This is a genomic window from Phenylobacterium sp. (assembly GCF_044358365.1).
GTDB lineage: Bacteria > Pseudomonadota > Alphaproteobacteria > Caulobacterales > Caulobacteraceae > Phenylobacterium.
The window spans coordinates 1-19,778 of sequence record NZ_JBIKNZ010000013.1 but is presented as its reverse complement, the minus strand read 5'-3'; the positions used below and the strand labels follow the sequence as shown (position 1 = coordinate 19,778).

Sequence of the window (19,778 nt, the reverse complement as noted above, 5' to 3'; positions counted from 1 at the left end):
GAGGTTCGAACCCCGGCGGGCGACCGCCGGGGTTTTTTCATGTCCGGACGTATGGGATGCTCAAGAGCAGCTGGCCGTGACCGATCAGGAAGCTGTCAGTCCACCACCGAAAACCGGCCCTTGTCGAAGAAGCGCAGCACCTGTTCCAGCTCATGGCCGCGCTTCAGCACATGGCCGCCCTGACCGACGATCGCCCAGGCGCCCTGCTTGCGGGCCAGCGCCGGGTGCTTTTCAATGCGATAGAGCGGCGCCTCGGCGCTGCGGCGGAACACCGAGAAGACGGCGCAATCCTGCAGACCATCCATACCGTAGTCACGCCACTCTCCGGCGGCGACCATACGCCCGTAAAGACGCAACAGGCGCTCCAGTTCGCGCCGCTCGAAGAAAACACCCGCCTGCCTCGGCGCTGCGTAGCTCGGATCGAAAGCCATCGAGTCGGAGCCTAAACCCGGATGGCGGCATCAGGCCATCCGATTTCGACGCGCATGGTCGACGGATCTGCCGCGAAAAGACCTTGTTTCGGTCCCGTCCTCGCCAGATAGCGCGCCGATACTGTCAGTGTCGGTTGGTCAGAGCGCCCGTTGGTTCCGGATCCTGAAAAGCCCCCCCAGCCCCGTCCTGGATTAGCGGACTGGCCAGCCGACACTCCTGTTTCTCTCCAGACATGACGGCTAGCACCCTTCCCCCCGAGGGTGCGGGCCCTCTCGGTCAGGCCTCAGTGCGGACCTTGCGCGAGACCCAGCACCCGTCCCCCACGCGGCGTTTGAACCACCACAAGGGTCTTTAATGCCTCATCGCTTGCCTGGGGCAACCGGTAGGCCTTGGGAGCGCCGCGCCAGACGCCCAGTCGCACTATCTGGCGAACCACGTTGCGCTGAACGACCGTCTCGCCACGATTGTCGCCGGCCTTGATGGAAACCTCGACCGCCCTGGGATCGTAGCGGATCATCCAGACATCCGCGCTACCGCCGCCAGCCACGCGGCCCGAACCCACATCCACCCGTCGGAGCCCCACAAACCGCATGTCAGGATAGTTGCGCGCCTGACCCACAGCGGTGCGCACCAGCCGGTCCACTTCCGCCGTTTTCTGACCCTGGGTCTCCTGTCGGCCATCCACGACGACCTGTGGCGTATAGGGTTCGCGCAGCTTCAGCCGCGTAACGTAGGCCTTCTGCCGCCCGGTGTGCTCGGGGCGAGCGAAGGTGTCGGTCCAGCCGAGATAGTCCCAATAGTCGACAGAGAACGTAAGGGCGAGAACGCCGGGACGGTCCGCCAGCCTGGCCAGGTGGGCCTCCGCCTCGCGGCAGTTTCCACAGCCCTGCGACGTGAAGAGCTCCACGAGCACAGGCGGCCTGGCCGCCGCCCCAAGAGGCATGGCGATCAGGATCAGGCCGAGAAGCGCCGCTATCCGCATCGTCCCGACTTAAGCGGCGTTCGCCGGGCTGTAAATCACAAGAAGCCGTGAGTGGGACGCAGGGGCTTGCACCGCGCCAAAACGCAGAGAGGGTAGCTGCAGACCTGCAGCCACCCTCCCGTCGTTCCGTCGCCTCAGATCAGGCCGGCTTGGCCAGGCTGCGCAGGACGTAGTTCAGGACGCCGCCGTTCTTGAAGTACTCAAGCTCCATCGGCGTATCGATGCGGCAGCGGACCGGGAAGCGGGCAATGCGGCCGTCCGACGGGCGGTACATTTCCACGATCAGCTGTTTGCGCGGGGCAAGCTCGGTCAGGCCACGAATCGTGACGATCTCTTCGCCGGTGAGGTTCAGCTTTTGCCAGCCTTCCTGCAGGAACTGCAGCGGCAGGATGCCCATGCCCACCAGGTTCGAACGGTGGATTCGCTCGAAGCTCTCGCAGACCACCGCACGGACGCCCAGAAGCTTGGTGCCCTTGGCCGCCCAGTCGCGTGACGAACCTGTGCCGTACTCCTTGCCCGCGAAGATCACCAGCGGACGGCCTTCGCCCTGATAGCGCATGGCCGCGTCATAGATCGACATCTGGTCGCCGGACGGGAAGTGCTTGGTGACGCCGCCTTCGACATCGGGCGTGATCCGGTTCCGGATACGGATGTTGGCGAACGTGCCGCGCATCATCACCTGGTGGTTGCCCCGGCGGGCGCCGTAGCCGTTGAACTCCGTCGGCGGCACCTGGCGCTCCACCAGATACTTGCCCGCCGGCGTGGTGGCCCGGAACGAGCCGGCCGGCGAGATGTGGTCGGTGGTGATCGAATCGCCGAACACACCCAGGACGCGGGCCTCGACGATGTCGGTGACCGCCTTGGGCTCCATCTCCAGCCCCTCGAAATAGGGCGGGTTCTGGACGTAGGTCGAGGTCATGTCCCAGTCGTAGGTCTGGCCGCCCTTGACCTTGATGCCCTGCCAGTTCTTGTCGCCCTTGAAGACGTCGGCGTACCGGCTGGCGAACATCTTGCTGGTGACGTGCTTGCGCTGCAGGGCGATGATCTCGGCCGTGGTGGGCCAGATATCCTTCAGATAGACCGGCTTTCCGTCCTTGCCCGTTCCCAAAGCTTCGGTGGTCAGGTCGATGTTCATCGAGCCGGCCAGGGCGTAGGCCACCACCAGCGGCGGCGAGGCCAGATAGTTGGCGCGGGTATCCGGGTTCACCCGGCCTTCGAAGTTGCGGTTGCCAGAGGTGACCGAGCAGACCACCACGTCATTGGCCTGCACCGACTCGGAGATCGCGGGCGCGAGCGGGCCCGAATTGCCGATGCAGGTGGTGCAGCCATAGCCGACCAGATTGAAGCCCAGGGCGTCCAGCGACTTCGTGAGGCCGGCCGACTTCAGATAGTCGGTGACCACCTGAGAGCCTGGCGCCAGCGAGGTCTTCACCCAGGGCTTTACCTTCAGGCCCTTTTCAACGGCCTTCTTGGCCACCAGACCGGCCGCAATCAGCACACCGGGGTTTGAGGTGTTGGTGCAGGAGGTGATGGCTGCAATCACCACATCGCCGTTGCCGATGTCGTACTTTTCGCCGTCGACCTTGAAGCGATCCGTGAGCGTACCGGGCTTGGCGAACATGTCGCCTTCCATCGCCGCCTTGAATTCGGCGGCGGCGGCGGTGAGTTCGACCCGGTCCTGCGGACGCTTGGGCCCGGCCATCGAGGGCACGACGCTGGCCATGTCCAGTTCCAGGGTGTCGGTGAACACGGGGTCCGGATCGGTAGGCTCGCGCCACATGCCCTGGGCCTTGGCGTAGGCCTCGACCAGCGCCACACGGTCCGGCGCCCGGTTGGTGGCGGCCAGATAGTCGATGGTCGCCTGGGTGACGGGGAAGAAGCCGCACGTGGCGCCGTACTCCGGGGCCATGTTGGCGATGGTCGCCTGATCTTCCAGCGTCATGTTCGCAAGACCGGGGCCATAGAACTCGACGAACTTGCCCACCACGCCCTTTTTGCGCAGCATCTGGGTAACGGTCAGCACCAGGTCAGTGGCGGTGGCGCCTTCCGGCAGCGCACCGTCCAGCCTGAAGCCGATGACTTCCGGGATCAGCATCGGGATCGGCTGGCCCAGCATGGCCGCTTCAGCCTCGATGCCGCCGACGCCCCAGCCCAGCACGGCCAGGCCGTTGATCATGGTGGTGTGGCTGTCGGTGCCGACGACGGTGTCGGGATAGGCCACTTCCTGGCCCTCGTCGGAATTGGTCCAGACCGTCTGGGCCAGATACTCCAGGTTCACCTGGTGGCAGATGCCGGTGCCGGGGGGCACGACGCGGAAGTTGTTGAAGGCGGACGAGCCCCAACGCAGGAAGTTGTAGCGCTCGATATTGCGCTGATACTCACGCTCGACGTTGTCGCCGAAGGCTTTCGCATTGCCGAAGAAGTCCACCATCACGGAGTGGTCGATCACAAGATCGACGGGGCTGAGCGGATTGATCTTGTCCGGGTTGCCGCCCAGGGCGGTCATGGCGTCGCGCATGGCGGCCAGGTCGACGACGGCGGGCACGCCGGTGAAGTCCTGCATCAGCACACGGGCCGGGCGGAAGCTGATCTCGTGCTCAACCGAGCCCCGGTTGTCGGCCCAGGCGGCGATCGCCTTCAAGTCGTCGGCGCCGACCGAAATTCCATCTTCGTTACGCAGCAGGTTTTCCAGCAACACCTTCATCGAGATCGGCAGGCGCGATATGCCAGAAAGTCCCGCTTCCTCAGCGGCCGGAAGGCTGTAGTAAGCGTAGGTCTTCTTTCCGACCGTCAGAAGTCGGCGGGTATTGTGGGTGTCCACGGACGCCATAGCGGGAGATCCTCTCTGTTTTCGGCCACCCAAACCACCCGGGGAATCGCGCGCTCTTCGAAAGACGGACACACAGCGTTCGTCTCCGCGCGGCGTTGGCACCCCCAAGCTTTGGCGACCACGGTGTTCATAGCCCCAGCCCTTCGCCTCGTCCATGCACGCGAATGCGAAGCTTTCCAAAAGGCTGGCTGACCCGGTGATCGCCCGTCTTCAGCTCAGAAACACTGCCATCCGCCGGGGCGGGCGCCTGCTGTTTCAGGACGTCTGCCTTGAGATGCAGGCCGGTGAGGCCTGCGCGCTCACCGGGCCGAACGGTTCCGGCAAGACCAGCCTGCTCCGGGCTGTGGCTGGATTGGTGGCTCTGGACGCCGGTGACATCACTTTTGGAGACCTGGACCCGACAGAGGCGCGGGGCGATGGGCTCCATCTTGTGGGACATGCCGACGGTCTCAAGGTCGCGCGTACGGCCCGCGAGGAGCTGGCGTTCTGGACCCGATGGTGCGGCGGGGGTGACTTCGGCGCAGCGGCGGACGCGCTGGAGCTGACGACCTTGCTTGATCTGGAGGTGCGCCGGCTGTCTGCCGGCCAGCGTCGTCGGCTTGCGCTGGCGCGGATGCTGGCCGCACCACGCACGCTCTGGCTGCTGGACGAGCCGCTCAGTCCTCTGGACGCCAGATGGCGCGACCGTCTGAGCCAGCTGATGCAAACCCACCTTGATGGTGGCGGCATGATCCTGGCGGCGGTCCACGACCCTCTGCCCGTGGCCAGCCGCAGCCTGGAGCTTTCGGCGTGAGCCGCCTCATCGCCCTGCTCGGTCGCGAGACCGCCCTGGCGTGGGGGCGCGGCGGCGGGCCGCTGGTCGCCGTCGGATTCTATGCCGGCGTCGCCACGCTCCTGCCACTGGCGATAGGCCCGGAACCCCAGCGGCTGGCGGCGATCGCCACGGGCGCGGCCTGGGTGGCGCTGGCGCTGGCCTCATTGCTGTCGCTGGAGCGGCTGTTCGAGCGGGACTACGAGGATGGCGCGCTCGACCTGCTGACCCTGTCGCCCACGCCGCTGGAGCTGACCTGCTTCATCAAATGCCTGGGCCAGTGGCTCGCGACGGGCGCACCTCTGGCGGCAGCCGCGCCGGTGGCGGCCATGGGACTTGGCGCGCCGCTGAGCCTGGCGCCGCTGATTTTCGCCTGCGCCCTGCTGGGCGGCGTAGCCTTCGCTTTCATGGGAGGCATCGGCGCCGCCCTAAGCCTCGGCGCGCGCCGAGGCGGCCTGCTGACGGCCGTGATCGTGTTGCCCCTGTTCGTCCCGCCCGTGATCTTCGGCGGGGGCGCGTTGGACTCGTTTGCGTCAGGCCTGCCCTGGAGGGGCGGCATAGCGCTGCTGGGCGCCTATGCCGCTACGGCGGTGGCCCTCGGACCGCTGGCGATGGCCGCAGCGTGCCGGAACGCCCTGTCGTGATCATGAACAAAGCTTAATCCACGACGCCCCGTTTTCGCCCCAACCGCACGGCCATCCTGTCGGGATTGCAAAGCCGAACACGGGAGATTTCCGGCGATGACAAAGATACTCATCTGGCTCATGGCGGGCGCCGCCCTGACGCTGGCCGCCAACCCCGTCCTGGCTGGCGAGCTCGCCGCCAGCCAGCAGGCCGCCGCAGATGCGGCCAAGGCGCCGGACGGCGACAGGGCCGACCGCAGGACCGAGCGCCGTGAGGTTCGGGTCTACCGGATGGAAGGACCCCACGGGATGATGCGTGACGGCGTCGACAGGGCCGAACACCTGACCACCATGCTTCAGCTGCGATCAGATCAAAAGGATGCGCTCAAGACCTTCCTCAATGCGACGGTCCGGACAGGGGCAGCCGGCGCCAAACGGGCCGAGCACGGCGCCGAGGCTCGCACGACCCCAGAACGGCTGGCCGAGATGGAAGCGCATCTGGCGCGGCAGCAAACGGCCATTAAGGCGCGGATCGAGGCCACGCGGACCTTCTACGCAAAGCTGGACGAGAAGCAGCGCAAGGTGTTCGACGCCATGCCAATGCTGATGATGGCCGGGCCTGGCTTCGGGCCGATGGTCATCCCGATTCACCAGAGGCGGGGCGGCGACGACGGGCGCCGGGAATGGGATCAGAAGCCTCGTACTTGAACCGGTGGCTTGCGGGGCGCGCGCGCGGACTCTATCCACGTCATCATGACCTGGGCGCCGGCCTTCCTTTCCAATCCTGAACGCTTCATGGTGTTTTCCCGCTGGGCCGCGCCCATGTTCGGCGTCATCGCCGCCGGACTGGCTGTGGCCGGTCTCTATCTGGGCTTCACCGCGCCTGAGGACTACCAGCAAGGCCACACCGTCAGGATCATGTTCATTCACGTGCCGGCGGCCCAGCTGGGCATGTTTGCCTATGCCTGTCTGGGGGTCGCCAGTTTCCTGTCCCTGATATTCCGCCACGCCCTTGCCGACGCCGCCGCCCAGGCCGCTGCTCCGCTTGGTGCGGCCTTCACTTTCCTGGCGCTGGTCACCGGATCGCTCTGGGGCCGGCCGATGTGGGGAACCTGGTGGGTCTGGGACGGCCGCCTGACCTCGGTGCTGGTGCTGTTCCTGCTCTACATCGCCTACATCGCGCTACGCGCCTCGATGGACGACGAGGCCAAGGCCGCGCGGGCCGGGGCGATCCTGGCGCTGGTGGGCGTCATCAACCTGCCGATCATTCACTACAGCGTCGAGTGGTGGAATTCACTGCACCAGGGTTCGTCCCTGTTCGCCAAGGGCGGCCCCGCGATGTCGACCGTGTTCCTGGTTCCCCTGCTTCTCATGAGCCTGGCCTATATGTCGGCCTTCGGGTCGCTATGGCTGGTGCGCATTCGCGGCGAGGTGTGGCGCCGCCGCGCCGAGGCCGCTGCTTTGCGCGCGGCGGCGGGCTGACCCCATGTTCGATTTCAAGTACGCCGAGTTCATCATTCCGGCCTTTGTGATCACCGCGGTCGTCTTTGGCGGCATGATCCTGCTGTCCGTAAACCACGCCCGTCATTGGCGGCGTCGCTATGACGAGCTCACCAAATCGTCGAAGACGCCCAGGTGAACCGCTGGCTGGCCATCCTGCCGCTGGTGGCGCTCGTGGCGATGGGCGGGCTCTTCTATTTCTATGCCCTCAAGCGCGATCCGCAGGTGCAGCCACAGGCGCTGGTTGGCAAGATGGTCCCGGACCTGAGCCTGCCCACCCTGGACGAAGGCCAGCCGATGCGGATCCGCGAGCTCGCTGCCGAAGGGCCAATGGTGGTCAATGTGTTCGCCTCCTGGTGCGCACCCTGCGAGATCGAACACCCGATCCTGATGGGGATGCGCGGACAGGGCGTTCGCGTGGTGGGGATCGCCTACAAGGACGCCCCACCTAACACCCAGGCCTTCCTGACACGGCTGGGCAATCCATTTGCCACTGCCCTGGTGGACCGCGACGGGCGCGCCGGGATCGAGCTCGGCGTTACCGGTGTCCCCGAAACCTATGTGATCGGGCGTGACGGCATGGTGTTGGCGAAACACACCGGGCCGCTCACCGAGACCGAAGCCGCACGATTGGCGAAACTCGCCCGTTAACCGGTCGTTGAGGCCTCGGCGCCAGTTTGGGCCTCCCGCATTAACCATAATCCCGGTCGTCCGTTGAACCCGATCCGCCCAGGCAGCCTGCCGCCCGCTCCACCGGCCACAACCGCGCCGGACAACGCCCGGATGGCCCAGGCCAGGGCGTTCTTTACGGCGGCGATGGGGCAAACAGCTGCGCCGACATCGGCCCCGGCTGCCTCCGCCCCGATCATCGCTGCGCCATCAGCCTCGACCCCGGATGCGCCCCAGAAGTATCTGCGCCCGGGATCGCTCATCGATATCCGGGTTTAGTCGGCCTTAGGCGGCTCGTCGGTCTTCACGTGCTTCATCAACAGAGGCGCGTGGGCGATGGAGAAGACGAAGGTCAGGATCATCATTCCCGGGAAGCGGAAGATCACCCAGGTTTCCTCAGGCTGGGTGCGCCAGACAAACTCGTTCAGCAACGCCAGACCCAGGAACAGCATGGCGAAGTTGATGGTCAGCTGACGCCAGGTCCCGGGCGGCATGTCAAATGCTTCGCCCAGCATCAGACGCAGCGGATTCTTGCCGAAGGCCAGCCCGCCGATCAGCCCTGCGGCAAACAGGCCGTTCATGATGGTGGGCTTCATCTTCAGGATCCGGGGATCGTGGAAGAACAGCGACGCGCCGCCGAACACCAGCGCCGCCCCTCCGGCGATGGCGGGTAGAGGCGCCACCCGACGCTCCACGATCAGGCCGACCAGCAGGGCCACCGCCGAGCCGATCACCAGGGCCCAGGTGGCCATGGTGATATTCTTGCCGGTCAGGAAGTAGGCGACGAGGAAGACCGCCAGCGCGGAATAGTCGACGAAATTTCGGACCCAGGCCCGCGCGCGTTTGGTCATCGAACAGGCTCCGCGAGGCCAACGAGTGAGCGGGCGAACGCCCGGGCGTTGAAAGGCTGAAGGTCGTCGACGCCCTCGCCGACGCCGATCAGCTTGATGGGACTGTCCGAGGCCTGGGCCACAGGCACCAGCACCCCGCCGCGCGCCGTGCCATCCAGCTTGGTCATGACGATGCCGGAAACGCCGATCTGGTTACCGAAGATATTTTCTTGAGCCAGCGCATTGCGCCCGACGGTGGCGTCCAGCACCAGCAGCGTTTCGTGCGGCGCCTCGGGATCCAGCTTCTTGAGCACCCGGATGATCTTGTGCAGTTCGTCCATCAGACCCTGCTTGTTCTGAAGCCGCCCGGCGGTGTCGACCAGCATCACGTCGTAGCCCTCGTCCCGGGCTTTCTGAAGGGCGTCGAACGCCAGACCTGCGGCGTCGGAGCCGGTGGGGCGTCCGATGAAGTCGGCGCCGGCGCGATCAGCCCACACCTTCAACTGTTCAACGGCGGCGGCGCGGAAGGTGTCGCCAGCGACAATCAACACCTTGGCCCCCTGGCGCTTCAGGTCGGTGGCGATCTTGCCCAGCGTCGTCGTCTTGCCGGACCCGTTCACGCCGATGAACAGCACCACATAGGGTTTCGGACCCGAGAGCGGGGCGAACACCCCCTCGCGTGCGCTCAGTTCCTCGCCGATTGCATTCGAGAGCGCCTCGCGGATGTCATTATCGTCGACATTCTTCCCGAAGGACTCCGCGGAGAACCGCGCCGTGATCCGGGCGGCCGAGTGCGGACCGAGGTCTGCCTCGATCAACATCTCTTCCAGTTCGTCGAGCTTGGCCTGATCAAGCGGCGCCTTGGCGACGAACACCTGGGCGATCTGCTCGCCCATCTGTTTCGACGACCTGGTGAGGCCTTCGGTGAGCCGCGAGAACCAGCCACGTTTTGGGTCTGACATGGGGCGGGCTTCTAGCCGCCTCCTTGCGCGCCGTCACCTCTGACCGCACAAAGTCCAGCATGGACGCCCTTGCGCAGACCCTGACCGTACTGGACTACGCCGCCGTCGCCGTCTTCGGCGCGTCCGGTGCGCTGGCCGCCGCGCGGCGCAAACACGACATCGTGACGTTCGGCTTCTTCGCCGCCGTGACGGGTGTAGGCGGTGGAACCCTGCGCGACCTGCTTATCGATGCGCCGGTGTTCTGGGTGGCGCGCCCGGAATATCTGGCGGTCTGCCTGCTGGGCGCTATCGCCATCTGGATCTTCGGCTGGGGTCAGGGGCGCGAGCGCCTCTTGCTCTGGCTGGATGCCGTGGGCATGGCGGCCTACACCGTCGTCGGCGCCTTGAAAGCCGTGTCTCTGGGCGTGCCGCCGGGGTCGGCCATCGTGATGGGTGTGCTGACCTCCACCTTTGGCGGGATCATCCGTGACGTCCTGGCCGAGGAGCCCTCTGTGCTGCTGCGCCGCGAACTCTATGTGACGCCGGCGCTACTGGGGGCGGCGGTGTTTGTGGGCCTGAACACCCTCGGGGTGGCTTTGGTCATCGCCGGCGCCTTGGGATTTGCTGCCGCATTCGGCGTACGCGCCGGCGCGATCCTGTTTGGCTGGCAGATGCCGGGGTTCCCGGGGCGAACCTAGGTGTCGTGATCCGGATGCTGGAGGCTGACGATGCTGGCCAGGTGGGCCGCAGCGCGGGGCTCGGTCGGTTCGTGGGTGGGCAGTTCGGCAAGCCCGTCGACCCAGGGCAGTTTGCTGGGGCTGCCAAGTTGTTCGGTCGGCCGCGCTGCGGCCGGATCGTCCAACGCGCCGATGGCCAGCGCCACGGAGCTCTCACCGTATTCGAAGGTCAGCGGCGTGCCGCAGGCCTCACAGAAGCCGCGCCAGACCTTGTTGGAACTCTGGAAGCGCTTGCGCTCACCTCGCGTCCAGACAACCGCAGGTGCGCCGACATAAGGGCCGAAGAGGCCGCCGGTCGCCTTCTGGCACATGCGGCAGTGGCAGATGCTGGCCTCGCCGAGGTCGCCGTCCACCCGGAACCGCACCGCGCCACATTGGCACCCGCCTGAGAAGCTCACAGCGTCCTCCCTAGATCACGGCGGCGAGGGCGCGCCGTCCGTCGTGACCCGTGACCCGCAGGCTGGCGATGCCGCCCACCGGCGCCTCACCCTCGAAAAACACCTCAGTGAAGTCTGCGGCTCTGGCCCGACTGTCGGATTCCACGAGACCGTCGAGGGTTCTGCCGACCTGGCGATCCAGGTGACGCGCGAGCGCAGCATCGCCTGCGGCGCGCAGACGGGCAGCGCGGGCCTTGATCACCGGACCCTTGACCGGCGGCATCCGCGCTGCGGGCGTGCCCGGACGGGCGCTGTAGGGGAAGACGTGCAGGAACGACAGGCCAGCCTCCTCCACCAGCCGCAGGGTGTTTTCGAACATCTCGTCCGTCTCGGTAGGGAAGCCCGCGATGAAGTCGGCGCCGAACGCCGTATCCGGGCGCACGGCGCGAACATCGGCGATCAGCTTCAGGCCGTCGGCACGGCTATGGCGCCGCTTCATCCGCTTCAGGATCATGTCGTCGCCCGCCTGCAGCGACAGGTGCAGATAGGGCATCAGCCGCGGCTCTTCGGCCAGACACCGCAACAGGTCGGCGTCGATCTCGGCGGCGTCGATGGACGACAGCCGCAGGCGCGGCAGTTCCGGGACCAGCTTGAGGATCCGCGCCACCAGCTGGCCCAGCGTCGGCTGACCGGGCAGGTCGGTTCCCCAGCTGGTGACGTCCACACCGGTGAGCACAATTTCCTGATAGCCTTGGGCGGTCAGTCGCCGGACCTGATCCACCACCTCGCCGGCCCCGGCCGACCGTGAGTTCCCGCGGCCGAACGGAATGATGCAGAAGGTACAGCGGTGATCGCAGCCGTTCTGGACCTCGACATAGGCACGGGCGCGATCCTTCAGGCCATCGATGAGATGCCCGGCGGTCTCGCGCACGCTCATGATGTCGTTGACGCGCACCCGCGCCGGCTCGGTCTGGAGGGCGTAGGCTCCAGCCTGGCTCTTTTCGGCATTGCCCAGCACCAGATCCACCTCGGCCATGTCGGCGAAGGCCTGCGGATCGATCTGGGCCGCACAGCCCGTCACAATCAGGCGCGCGCCGGGTCGTTCGCGGCGTGCCTTGCGGATCGCCTGCCGCGCCTGACGCACCGCCTCGCCCGTGACGGCGCAGGTGTTGAACACCACCGCATCGGTCAGGCCGTCCTCCGCCGCACGCGCGCGAATGACCTCGCTCTCGTAGGCGTTCAGGCGACAGCCAAAGGTGACTATGTCGACGTCCGCTGTCACGGCAACTCGCCCATGAAGTCGACAGCCGCCGGGCCAGTCATGATCACGTGGCCGTCCTTGCGCCACTCGATGAAAAGTTCGCCGCCGTCCAGTTCCAGCGTTGCATGGCGGCCGGTCAATTCGCGGCGCGCAGCGGCGACCAGGGCGGCGCAGGCGCCGGTGCCGCAGGCCCGCGTCAGACCCGCGCCACGCTCCCAGACCCTCAGACGAATGCGGTCGGCGGCCACGATCTGGGCGAAGCCGACATTCACCTGCTGCGGGAACAGCGGATGATGCTCCACCACCGGTCCGATCCTGGCGATGGGCACGGACTCCACGTCTGGCACGAAGAACACGACATGGGGATTGCCCATGGAGACACACCCCGGCGGCGCCATCAGGTCGGCGTGGTCATAAAGAACAGTCCCCAGCGAGACTGTGTCGTGTTCGCTCGCCAGCGGGATCTCGCGCCACTCCAGACCCGGGAGGCCCATGTCGACGCTGACCAACCGCTCGCCGGCGCGCGTGGCTACGAGGCGACCGGCCTTTGTCTCGATCACGGCCTCATCCTTGCCTGAGGCCTGCATCAACAGCCAGCCAACGCAGCGGGTCCCGTTCCCGCAGGCCGAAACCTCTTCGCCGTCCGCGTTCCAGAATCGCACATGGGCGTCGGCGGTGTCGGAGGGCTCGACTACGATCAGTTGATCACAGCCGACGCCGGTTTCGCGATTGGCGATCGCACGCACCTCGACGGTCGTCGGGGCGAACGGGGCGGTGCGGGTCTCGACCACGACAAAGTCGTTGCCGAGCCCGTTCATCTTCAGGAACGGACGGCTCATGGGGGCGGACCTATAGGGCAGAAACGGCCAGAGATCACCTCAGACCCTGATTTCCTAAGGTTTGCGCAGCCCCAACGGCTCAAACGTCGCCCTGGCCCGATCCAGCCTGGCCCGCATGTCCTTCAGAACCTCCGGATGCAGGCTGGCCAGGTTGTAAGTCTCGGCGGGGTCGGCCCGGACGTCGAACAACCCCTCGCCCCGGATCGCCGCCAGCGGCAGAACGATGCTGCGATAGTAAGAACTGGCAACGAATTTCCAGCGGTCGGTGCGGACCGCCACCACCTTTTCATTGTTGAACAGGATCAGTTCGTCGTGCGGACTCCTGGCGCCGCGCATCAGGACGGCCGTCAGATCCCGACCATCCATCTCGGTCCCCGGAAGCGGGCGGCCGGTCAACGCCAGGATCGTCGGCAGCAGGTCGATGTTCATGGCGATCTCGCCGCTGACCTTGCCGGCCGGTAGACGTCCGGGACCCCAGGCGATGAACGGCACGCGGTACCCGCCGTCCCAGCCTGCCCCGCCCTTCCGGTCACGCAAGGGGCCGGATGAGCCCTCCATCCACGGCCCGTTGTCCGAGGTCACGAACACCAGGGTGTCGCGATCGATTCCCAGCGCCTTCAGTAGCGCTGTCAGCCGGCCGACCTGGCTGTCGATTTCCTCCACTACATCGCCATAGGCGGCGGCCCGCGAGTGGCCCGCGTGGTCGGGGTGGGGGTTCAATGCCAGATGCGGCGCCGTGAGCGACAACATCAGGAAAAACGGCCTGGCCCTGTTGTCCTCGATGAACTGAATCCCGCGATCAAAGAACCGTTGGGTCAGGCGTGGAAAATCCACATCTTCCTGAGTCAGTTCGACCCCCGACGCCGCCGTGTAGAGCGACAGGGGTTTCATGTCGTGGCTATAGGGCAGTCCGAAGAACAGGTCATAGCCATGCTTTGTCGGCGGCCAGAACGGCGCCACATGGCCCAGATGCCATTTTCCGACGAGGGCGGTGGCGTAGTCCGGCTTGAGCGCCTCGGCGAGGGTGATTTCAGACAGCGCCAGGCCGTTGGTGTCGGAGGCCCGGATGACCTCGTACGCCAGGCCCGTCCGGATCGGATAGCGGCCGGTCTGCAGCCCGGCCCGCGACGGCGTGCAGATGTTCGCCGCGGCGTAGAAGTCCGTCATCCGCACGCCTTGCCGCGCCAGGCGGTCAAGGTTCGGTGTAGCAATCAGGTTGGATCCCTGGACGCCAAGGTCGCCGTAGCCGAGGTCATCGGCCAGCACGACCACGACGTTCGGCGGACGCCGGACGGGCGCCGCTGCAGTGGCCCCCATCGCCGCCAGACCCGTCAGCACCTGCCGCCGCTGCGGCGTCGCGCCCTTCACCATCACGTTCCCCCCGGGGTTTTGCGGAAGCCTCGCAGGGCGCCGGCGTCGAGTCGAGCGCTTCAGCTACGTTCGATGCCCGAGGCCGTGTCGTCGATCATGCCGACGATGCGATCCAGATCGTCCGGCGTAACCGGGCGCGCCATCCTGTTCTTCAGCGCCAGGCCCAGGTTCATCATCGCACGTGCGATTCGGGGCCGACCCGCCCCGGCGCAGGCACGTTTTGGACTGTATCTGGCTGAGGCCTATCCGGGCTCACAGACATCTTGCAGCACTGCGGCAAGCAACCGCCCCTCGGCGCGGCGGTTCGAGCCGGCGCGCCAGGCCACCACGATCTCACGTGCGGGGTTCTCGGCGTCGATGGGACGAATGGCGATGTTCACCCCGCTCACAAGGCCGGCGCTCACCGCCATGCCCGGAAGGAAGGTCACGCCAAGCCCTGAGGCCACCATCTGCACCAGGGTGGGAAGCGAGGTGGCGGCGAACGGTTCCTCCCCACTGCCCATACGGGGCGGGTTGAGGCGACAGGCCGAGAGCGCGTGCTCGCGAAGACAGTGGCCATCCTCCAGCAGGATCAGGTTTTCGCGCTCCAGCGCGTCGGGAGAGATCGAGGACAGTCCGGCCAGTGCATGATCGGCAGGCACAGCCGCCAGCAACTCATCCTCGACCACAGGGGCCCACTCGAGCCCGCTCATATCGTAGGGCAGCGCGATCAAGGCGGCATCCAGACGACCAGCCTTGAGCTGGGAGATCAGGCGTTGGGTCAGGTCTTCCCGCAGGAACAGCCGAAGCCGAGGGAAACGGTCCCGAAACAGGGGAAGTGCGCCCGGCAACAGGAACGGGGCGATCGTCGGAATGACGCCCAGCCGGAACCGTCCAGCCAGGGGTTGGCCGGCGTTCTTGGCAGCTTCGACCAGTTCCTCAGCCTCGTTGAGGATCACCGTGGCGCGGCGCAGGGCTTCCTCTCCCACCGGCGTCAGGATCACGCCGGATCGCGCGCGGTCGACCACTGGCGCGCCAAGCGTCCGCTCCAGTTCCTGGATGCCTGCCGACAGGGTTGGCTGGGTGACGTGCGCGGCCTCGGCGGCCTTTCCAAAGGCGCCGTGCTCGGCGAGAAGCTTGAGGTACTGGAGTTGGCGAATGGTCGGGAGCATCGGGAGACTTTAGGCTGCGTCTATCGATCTCGCAAAATCTATCGAGAACGGAAACGGCGGAATCTGATCCCGGCCCTCAAGGCTTTCCGCTTTCGATATAGGTCTTCAGTCGTCGCGCCGCCTGAGAAATAACACCGTCAATGACAGGGGCTGCGACGACCATGGCCTCTCTTGCGCCGCCGACATTGTAGGTAACCGTCAGCTCGGTCCCGCCGTCCTTGGGAACCAGCCCGAAGAACAACGCGGCCGAGACGCCCTCGTCCTGCAACGGCCCCAAGGCGGCGGAAACGCGGACCTGTCGGTTGGGGATCACGAGTTCCACAATGCCGTGGCGGACGCCCCCGCCCGGGAGATTCTCGCAGAAGCAGGCATTGGGCGCCAATGGCATGGTCATGTTGGCGGCCTTGCCGGAATAGGTGTGGGCGTCACTCCACCAGCGGCCGATTTCGCCCACCGCCTTGAAGACCGTTTCCGGCGCCGCCGCCACCTGCTGGACCGTTCGAAGCCGAAAGCCATTCGACCCGCTCGCGATCACCTCAGCCTGCGACACACCGGCGAAGGATGAAGCGGCAATCAAGGCGGCAAGCAGAAGCTTCATGGCGACGTTCCTCCTAGGCCATCTGAAAGCTCAGCGGCGCTCCCCAGAAGGCTTCTACCATACTGTGCTGAGCCCCTGGACGCCCGGTCGTCATAAACCTGCGGTTCGACGACGTCCCGGGATCGAACTCCGGATGCCGCGCCAGATAACGCGCCAGCGCATCGGCTGTCGCCTCGGGCTGACGGATCAGCGGCGTACCTGGCGGCAGCGCTGCCTGGAACAGGTCCGCGACGATCTCATAGTGAGTACAGCCCAGGATCGCCCGGTCGGGATGGCGCCCGATCCGTGTGGCCAGCGCCTTCACGTGGCCTGCGATCACGCTGGTGAGCTCCATCCGTGCCGCTCCCGTCTCGATCATCCGGGCCAGATCCGGACAGGGCTCGGAGAACACCGCTACATCCTGCCGCCGCTTGTCGATCTCGATCTCATAGACCCGGCTCCGGGCGGTCGCCGGCGTGGAGAATACCCCAAGCACATCCAGCTTCTCGACCTTGTCGCCACGACGGTCCGCCTCATGTTCCCACGGCAGGCCGGTCGCCGCCTCGATGGTGGGCACGACGATCCCCAGGATGTTCACCGACCGGCCCAGCTCGCGCCGATAGCCCGGCAGCCAGGTCTGCTGCAGTCGCCGGAGCGCCACGCTGGCGGCGGTGTTGCACGCCAGCACGACCACATCGCAGCCCCGCTCGAACAGTCGGACACAGCCTGCTCTTGTCAGATCAACGATCTCCTCGCCCGACTTGCCGCCATAGGGCGCGTGGGCCTGGTCGGCGAGATAGACAAAATCGGCGGTCGGAAACCGCTCGACGAGACGGTGATGCACCGTCAAGCCACCGACACCAGAGTCAAAGACACCTATCGCCATATCCCGGTGTTAGCGGGCGTCGCAGGGACTGTCACCGTTGACGGTGGCCAGCAATCCATTCGCCCTTGGCTTGTACCCACACACGTCTTAGGCGACTCGGTTTGACACCGTCGTAAATCCTTCGTCTAGGGTGCGCTGGTGCCGAGAAATACCGGTGGGGGACGGGTCGGATGGGTGAGAGGTCCTGGGGCGAGCCCCATCGCGCAGGTGAGCCGCAGACGGGCTTGCGTCGGCGGATTCTGGACGCGGCGGCGAGGGTCATCGCGGCGAAGGGTCCGAACACCTGTTCCATAGAAGACTTCGTCAGCGCCACCGACGTGACACGCGATGATTTTCTGACCTACTTCCCCACCGTTATGGATGTGCTTCAGGCGCTGAATGCGCGCATCACCCACGAACTGGACTGGGGGCTTGAGGACGCTCGAAACACCATTGATGACCCGGTCGAGCTGATCGCTGCGATCCTGCATCGTATCTGGGCTGCAACGATTGCGGACCCGGTCAAGGGTTGGGTGGCGATCCGGCTGGAGGGATCGGCGGCCCCGCTCGAGTCCGTCTGGCAGGAACAGTTCGACATCCTGCACCGACGCGCCATCGCCGACGGACGTTTCCATGCGGGCGACCTGCGGGCCGCCAGAATCCTCGCGTTCGGCGCTCTGCGGATGGCCATGCGCGAGTACTATCTCGGCCGGGTTGGCGTTGATCAAGGGCATCATCTGGTGGTCATGCTGCTCACGGCCTTTGGTCTTGCGAACCGGGAGGCGACAGCCATCAGTCGATTGCAGGATCTGACGGGCGCAATTGGCGGTGGCCAGAGCGGCATGGCGCACTAGATCCGCGCTCGGGTGACGTCCTGAACGGTTCAACGTAGAAGATACCGGAGCCGTCTTTCGGAGACCCCATGCGCCGGCGTACCTTCCTGGCTGCTTCAGTCGCTGCAGTGGCTTGGCCCCGCTCCGGCGCCTCGCAGATCACGAATTCGCTGCTGACGCCCTGGACAGGGCCATACGGGGGCGTACCTCCCTTTGACCGGGTCAAGGTCGCCGAGTTTGTTCCTGCTGCGGAGGCCGCAATGGCCGAGGAGTGGCAAGAGGTGGAAACCCTGGCCGCAAACCCTGCCCCGCCGACGTTCGACAACACCATCGCGGCTCTGGAAAACACCGGATCAGCGGCCGGGCGCGCCGCGGCGATCTACAGCGTCTGGATCGGCACACTTTCAACTCCAGAAGTCCGCGCCGCTGACCGCACACTTCGACCCCGGCTGGCGGAACACCTCGATCGGATCAAGCAGCACAGCGCGCTCTTCAGACGAGTGGATGCGGTCTATCAGGCACGGCACGCGGCCAGATTGACCGTCGAGCAGATGCGTCTCACCGAGTTTCGATGGAGCCGCATGGTGCAGAGCGGGGCGCAGCTTGAACCGCCGGACAAGGCGAGGCTTGCGGCCATCAATGCGGAGCTGGCCGGCTGCTACACGATCTTCGCCCAGAATGTGCTGGTGGAGGAGAACGATCACGTTCTCTACCTGAAGGAGGCCGATCTGTCGGGACTGCCGACAGACCTGCGAGCCAGCGCCGCAACTGCGGCTGCGGCCCGGCGACGTCCCGGTGACTTCGCCATTCTCAATATCCGTTCCGCCGTCGATCCCTTCATGACGTACTCTGACCGGCGGGATCTGCGTGAGCGCGTCTGGAGATCTTTCTACGGCCGGGGCGACAACGGCGACGCGCGTGACAACAATGGCCTGATCACACGGATTTTGCGGCTACGCGCCGAGCGGGCGAAGCTGCTGGGTTACCCCACACATGCCCACTGGAACCTGGACAAGAGCTCCATGGCCGGAACACCGCAGGCTGCCCTGGACCTCATGCTGCGTGTCTGGCCTTCGGCCATTGCACGGGTCCGCGAAGAGGTGGCCGAGATGCAGGCCATCGCCGGCCAGGAGAATGTCGGTGTCCAGATCGCGCCCTGGGACTACCGCTACTATGCAGAGAAGGTCCGCAAGGCCCGATACGATCTCGACCTCAATGAGGTGAAGCCCTACCTGCAGCTCGACCGAATGCGCGAGGCCCTACAATGGGTGGCCGGGCGTCTCTATGGTCTGCAGTTCACCCAGGTCTTCGATGTCCCGACGCAGCACCCCAGCGTAACCGTCTTTCAGGTCAGGCGCGGCGCGCGGCCCATGGGCCTCTGGTATTTCGACACACTCGCCCGGCCCGGCAAGACCTCAGGCGCCTGGATGAACACCTATCGGGCGCAGCAGACCCATGGTGGACGGGTTACGGCCATCGTCTCCAATAACGCCAGTTTCGTGCCCGGCGCGCAGGACAAGCCGGTGCTCATCTCATGGGCCGACGCCACCACACTGTTCCACGAGTTCGGCCATGCCCTTCACGGGCTGAACTCCGAGGTAACCTACCCCACACTCTCGGGCGTCCGGGTGTTCGGGGACTATGTCGAATTCCCGGGGTTGCTCCTGGAGAACTGGCTCCTATCCCCGCAATTGCTGAAACGATTCGCCCGGCATCATGTCACCGGCGCGCCGCTACCGGACGATCTGATCGCGAAGATCCGCAGGGCCAGCACCTTCCGACAGGGTTTCAACGTCACCGAACTTCTGGCCTCGGCCCTGATCGACATGAAACTGCATCTGGCCGACGCCGCCGACATCGACCCGAAGGCTTTTGAACGCGAGGAACTGGCCCGACTGGACATGCCAAAGGAACTGGCGATGCGCCACCGCCTGCCGCACTTCCAGCACCTCTTCACCAGCGACAGCCAGTCGGCGGGCTACTATTCCTATATCTGGTCCGAGGTGATGTCCGCCGACGCGGCCCAGGCCTTCCTGCAAGCCCCCGGCGGCCTCTACGACAAACGCGTCGCCAAGCGCCTCTACGATCACGTCATGTCAGCTGGCAACGCCGTGGATCCCAAGGCCGGCTATCGCGCCTTCCGCGGACG

General features: G+C 65.9%; 22 protein-coding genes. 9 read left to right on the top strand and 13 right to left on the bottom strand.

Annotation, left to right across the window (positions count from 1 at the left end; all coding sequences use genetic code 11):
- Positions 1-95: 95 nt before the first annotated feature.
- The 3 genes from ACIQ3B_RS05670 to acnA all read right to left on the bottom strand — a co-directional run bounded on the left by ACIQ3B_RS05670 (position 96) and on the right by acnA (position 4,244).
- Complete coding sequence (locus ACIQ3B_RS05670) at positions 96-431, bottom strand: DUF2794 domain-containing protein (RefSeq protein WP_397400484.1); 336 nt, start codon at positions 429-431, stop codon at positions 96-98.
- Between the two features lie 284 nt (positions 432-715).
- Positions 716-1,414 carry a DUF1223 domain-containing protein gene (locus tag ACIQ3B_RS05665; RefSeq protein WP_397400482.1) on the bottom strand — a complete coding sequence of 233 codons (699 nt, stop codon included), beginning with the start codon at positions 1,412-1,414 and terminating at the stop codon, positions 716-718.
- Between the two features lie 139 nt (positions 1,415-1,553).
- The gene (acnA, locus tag ACIQ3B_RS05660) at positions 1,554-4,244 is read right to left on the bottom strand and encodes an aconitate hydratase AcnA (protein ID WP_397400480.1); all 2,691 of its coding nucleotides are present in this window, start codon (positions 4,242-4,244) and stop codon (positions 1,554-1,556) included.
- A 154-nt stretch (positions 4,245-4,398) separates the two neighbouring features.
- Here acnA and ccmA point away from each other — a divergent pair, with 154 nt between their 5' ends.
- From ccmA to ACIQ3B_RS05630, 6 genes are all read left to right on the top strand, one after another.
- Positions 4,399-5,037, top strand: a complete 639-nt coding sequence (ccmA, locus tag ACIQ3B_RS05655; RefSeq protein WP_397400478.1) for a heme ABC exporter ATP-binding protein CcmA — start codon at positions 4,399-4,401, stop codon at positions 5,035-5,037.
- The gene (gene ccmB / locus ACIQ3B_RS05650) at positions 5,034-5,699 is read left to right on the top strand and encodes a heme exporter protein CcmB (RefSeq protein ID WP_397400476.1); all 666 of its coding nucleotides are present in this window, start codon (positions 5,034-5,036) and stop codon (positions 5,697-5,699) included. The genes ccmA and ccmB overlap by 4 nt, the downstream gene beginning before the upstream one ends.
- Positions 5,700-5,795: 96 nt before the next feature.
- The gene (locus ACIQ3B_RS05645; RefSeq protein ID WP_397400474.1) at positions 5,796-6,386 is read left to right on the top strand and encodes a Spy/CpxP family protein refolding chaperone; all 591 of its coding nucleotides are present in this window, start codon (positions 5,796-5,798) and stop codon (positions 6,384-6,386) included.
- Between the two features lie 45 nt (positions 6,387-6,431).
- The gene (gene ccmC / locus ACIQ3B_RS05640) at positions 6,432-7,160 is read left to right on the top strand and encodes a heme ABC transporter permease CcmC (protein ID WP_397400472.1); all 729 of its coding nucleotides are present in this window, start codon (positions 6,432-6,434) and stop codon (positions 7,158-7,160) included.
- 4 nt (positions 7,161-7,164) lie between these two features.
- On the top strand, positions 7,165-7,317 hold the full coding sequence (gene ccmD, locus ACIQ3B_RS05635) for a heme exporter protein CcmD (RefSeq protein WP_397400470.1): 153 nt from the start codon (positions 7,165-7,167) through the stop codon (positions 7,315-7,317).
- Positions 7,314-7,829: a DsbE family thiol:disulfide interchange protein gene (locus ACIQ3B_RS05630; protein WP_397400468.1), complete on the top strand. Its 516-nt coding sequence runs from the start codon at positions 7,314-7,316 to the stop codon at positions 7,827-7,829. The genes ccmD and ACIQ3B_RS05630 overlap by 4 nt, the downstream gene beginning before the upstream one ends.
- Here the strand turns inward: ACIQ3B_RS05630 and ACIQ3B_RS05625 are convergent.
- Genes ACIQ3B_RS05625 through ftsY form a run of 3 tightly spaced genes read right to left on the bottom strand, consistent with a single transcriptional unit; the run spans position 7,826 to position 9,639 of the window.
- Complete coding sequence (locus ACIQ3B_RS05625; protein ID WP_397400466.1) at positions 7,826-8,110, bottom strand: hypothetical protein; 285 nt, start codon at positions 8,108-8,110, stop codon at positions 7,826-7,828. The two genes, ACIQ3B_RS05630 and ACIQ3B_RS05625, sit on opposite strands and share 4 nt — an antisense overlap.
- 12 nt (positions 8,111-8,122) lie before the next feature.
- The gene (locus ACIQ3B_RS05620; protein WP_397400464.1) at positions 8,123-8,698 is read right to left on the bottom strand and encodes an inner membrane-spanning protein YciB; all 576 of its coding nucleotides are present in this window, start codon (positions 8,696-8,698) and stop codon (positions 8,123-8,125) included.
- On the bottom strand, positions 8,695-9,639 hold the full coding sequence (gene ftsY / locus ACIQ3B_RS05615) for a signal recognition particle-docking protein FtsY (protein ID WP_397400462.1): 945 nt from the start codon (positions 9,637-9,639) through the stop codon (positions 8,695-8,697). Before ftsY ends, ACIQ3B_RS05620 begins: the two co-directional genes overlap by 4 nt.
- Positions 9,640-9,698: 59 nt before the next feature.
- On the opposite strand from ftsY, the gene ACIQ3B_RS05610 reads away from it, so the two are divergent.
- Entirely contained in the window at positions 9,699-10,316 is a 618-nt protein-coding gene (locus tag ACIQ3B_RS05610) for a trimeric intracellular cation channel family protein (protein WP_397400460.1), read from the top strand.
- Here ACIQ3B_RS05610 and ACIQ3B_RS05605 read toward each other — a convergent pair.
- The 7 genes from ACIQ3B_RS05605 to ACIQ3B_RS05575 all read right to left on the bottom strand — a co-directional run bounded on the left by ACIQ3B_RS05605 (position 10,313) and on the right by ACIQ3B_RS05575 (position 16,817).
- Entirely contained in the window at positions 10,313-10,753 is a 441-nt protein-coding gene (locus ACIQ3B_RS05605; protein ID WP_397400458.1) for a GFA family protein, read from the bottom strand. The genes ACIQ3B_RS05610 and ACIQ3B_RS05605 overlap by 4 nt on opposite strands.
- Positions 10,754-10,763: 10 nt before the next feature.
- Positions 10,764-12,014, bottom strand: coding sequence for a tRNA (N(6)-L-threonylcarbamoyladenosine(37)-C(2))-methylthiotransferase MtaB (gene mtaB / locus ACIQ3B_RS05600; protein WP_397400456.1), 1,251 nt, complete (start codon positions 12,012-12,014; stop codon positions 10,764-10,766).
- Positions 12,011-12,832, bottom strand: a complete 822-nt coding sequence (gene dapF, locus ACIQ3B_RS05595; protein ID WP_397400454.1) for a diaminopimelate epimerase — start codon at positions 12,830-12,832, stop codon at positions 12,011-12,013. Before dapF ends, mtaB begins: the two co-directional genes overlap by 4 nt.
- 54 nt (positions 12,833-12,886) lie before the next feature.
- Positions 12,887-14,203 carry a sulfatase gene (locus tag ACIQ3B_RS05590; protein WP_397400452.1) on the bottom strand — a complete coding sequence of 439 codons (1,317 nt, stop codon included), beginning with the start codon at positions 14,201-14,203 and terminating at the stop codon, positions 12,887-12,889.
- Between the two features lie 242 nt (positions 14,204-14,445).
- Positions 14,446-15,354, bottom strand: a complete 909-nt coding sequence (locus ACIQ3B_RS05585; protein WP_397400450.1) for a hydrogen peroxide-inducible genes activator — start codon at positions 15,352-15,354, stop codon at positions 14,446-14,448.
- A gap of 76 nt (positions 15,355-15,430) precedes the next feature.
- On the bottom strand, positions 15,431-15,952 hold the full coding sequence (locus ACIQ3B_RS05580) for an ATPase (RefSeq protein WP_397400448.1): 522 nt from the start codon (positions 15,950-15,952) through the stop codon (positions 15,431-15,433).
- A gap of 13 nt (positions 15,953-15,965) precedes the next feature.
- Positions 15,966-16,817 (bottom strand): glutamate racemase, encoded by an 852-nt coding sequence (locus ACIQ3B_RS05575; RefSeq protein ID WP_397400446.1) that lies wholly within the window; start codon positions 16,815-16,817, stop codon positions 15,966-15,968.
- Between the two features lie 170 nt (positions 16,818-16,987).
- Here ACIQ3B_RS05575 and ACIQ3B_RS05570 point away from each other — a divergent pair, with 170 nt between their 5' ends.
- Positions 16,988-17,650: a TetR/AcrR family transcriptional regulator gene (locus tag ACIQ3B_RS05570; protein WP_397400444.1), complete on the top strand. Its 663-nt coding sequence runs from the start codon at positions 16,988-16,990 to the stop codon at positions 17,648-17,650.
- A gap of 68 nt (positions 17,651-17,718) precedes the next feature.
- Positions 17,719-19,778: M3 family metallopeptidase (locus ACIQ3B_RS05565; protein ID WP_397400442.1), on the top strand; the 2,060-nt coding region annotated here is incomplete at its 3' end.

Coding starts and splice junctions, on each gene's coding strand:
- ACIQ3B_RS05670 (WP_397400484.1), bottom strand. CDS start 431: ATGGCTTTCGATCCGAGCTACGCAGCGCCGAGGCAGGCGGGTGTTTTC.
- ACIQ3B_RS05665 (WP_397400482.1), bottom strand. CDS start 1,414: ATGCGGATAGCGGCGCTTCTCGGCCTGATCCTGATCGCCATGCCTCTT.
- acnA (WP_397400480.1), bottom strand. CDS start 4,244: ATGGCGTCCGTGGACACCCACAATACCCGCCGACTTCTGACGGTCGGA.
- ccmA (WP_397400478.1), top strand. CDS start 4,399: ATGCACGCGAATGCGAAGCTTTCCAAAAGGCTGGCTGACCCGGTGATC.
- ACIQ3B_RS05645 (WP_397400474.1), top strand. CDS start 5,796: ATGACAAAGATACTCATCTGGCTCATGGCGGGCGCCGCCCTGACGCTG.
- ccmC (WP_397400472.1), top strand. CDS start 6,432: ATGACCTGGGCGCCGGCCTTCCTTTCCAATCCTGAACGCTTCATGGTG.
- ccmD (WP_397400470.1), top strand. CDS start 7,165: ATGTTCGATTTCAAGTACGCCGAGTTCATCATTCCGGCCTTTGTGATC.
- ACIQ3B_RS05625 (WP_397400466.1), bottom strand. CDS start 8,110: ATGAGCGATCCCGGGCGCAGATACTTCTGGGGCGCATCCGGGGTCGAG.
- ACIQ3B_RS05620 (WP_397400464.1), bottom strand. CDS start 8,698: ATGACCAAACGCGCGCGGGCCTGGGTCCGAAATTTCGTCGACTATTCC.
- ftsY (WP_397400462.1), bottom strand. CDS start 9,639: ATGTCAGACCCAAAACGTGGCTGGTTCTCGCGGCTCACCGAAGGCCTC.
- ACIQ3B_RS05610 (WP_397400460.1), top strand. CDS start 9,699: ATGGACGCCCTTGCGCAGACCCTGACCGTACTGGACTACGCCGCCGTC.
- dapF (WP_397400454.1), bottom strand. CDS start 12,832: ATGAGCCGTCCGTTCCTGAAGATGAACGGGCTCGGCAACGACTTTGTC.
- ACIQ3B_RS05590 (WP_397400452.1), bottom strand. CDS start 14,203: ATGGTGAAGGGCGCGACGCCGCAGCGGCGGCAGGTGCTGACGGGTCTG.
- ACIQ3B_RS05585 (WP_397400450.1), bottom strand. CDS start 15,354: ATGCTCCCGACCATTCGCCAACTCCAGTACCTCAAGCTTCTCGCCGAG.
- ACIQ3B_RS05580 (WP_397400448.1), bottom strand. CDS start 15,952: ATGAAGCTTCTGCTTGCCGCCTTGATTGCCGCTTCATCCTTCGCCGGT.
- ACIQ3B_RS05575 (WP_397400446.1), bottom strand. CDS start 16,817: ATGGCGATAGGTGTCTTTGACTCTGGTGTCGGTGGCTTGACGGTGCAT.
- ACIQ3B_RS05570 (WP_397400444.1), top strand. CDS start 16,988: ATGGGTGAGAGGTCCTGGGGCGAGCCCCATCGCGCAGGTGAGCCGCAG.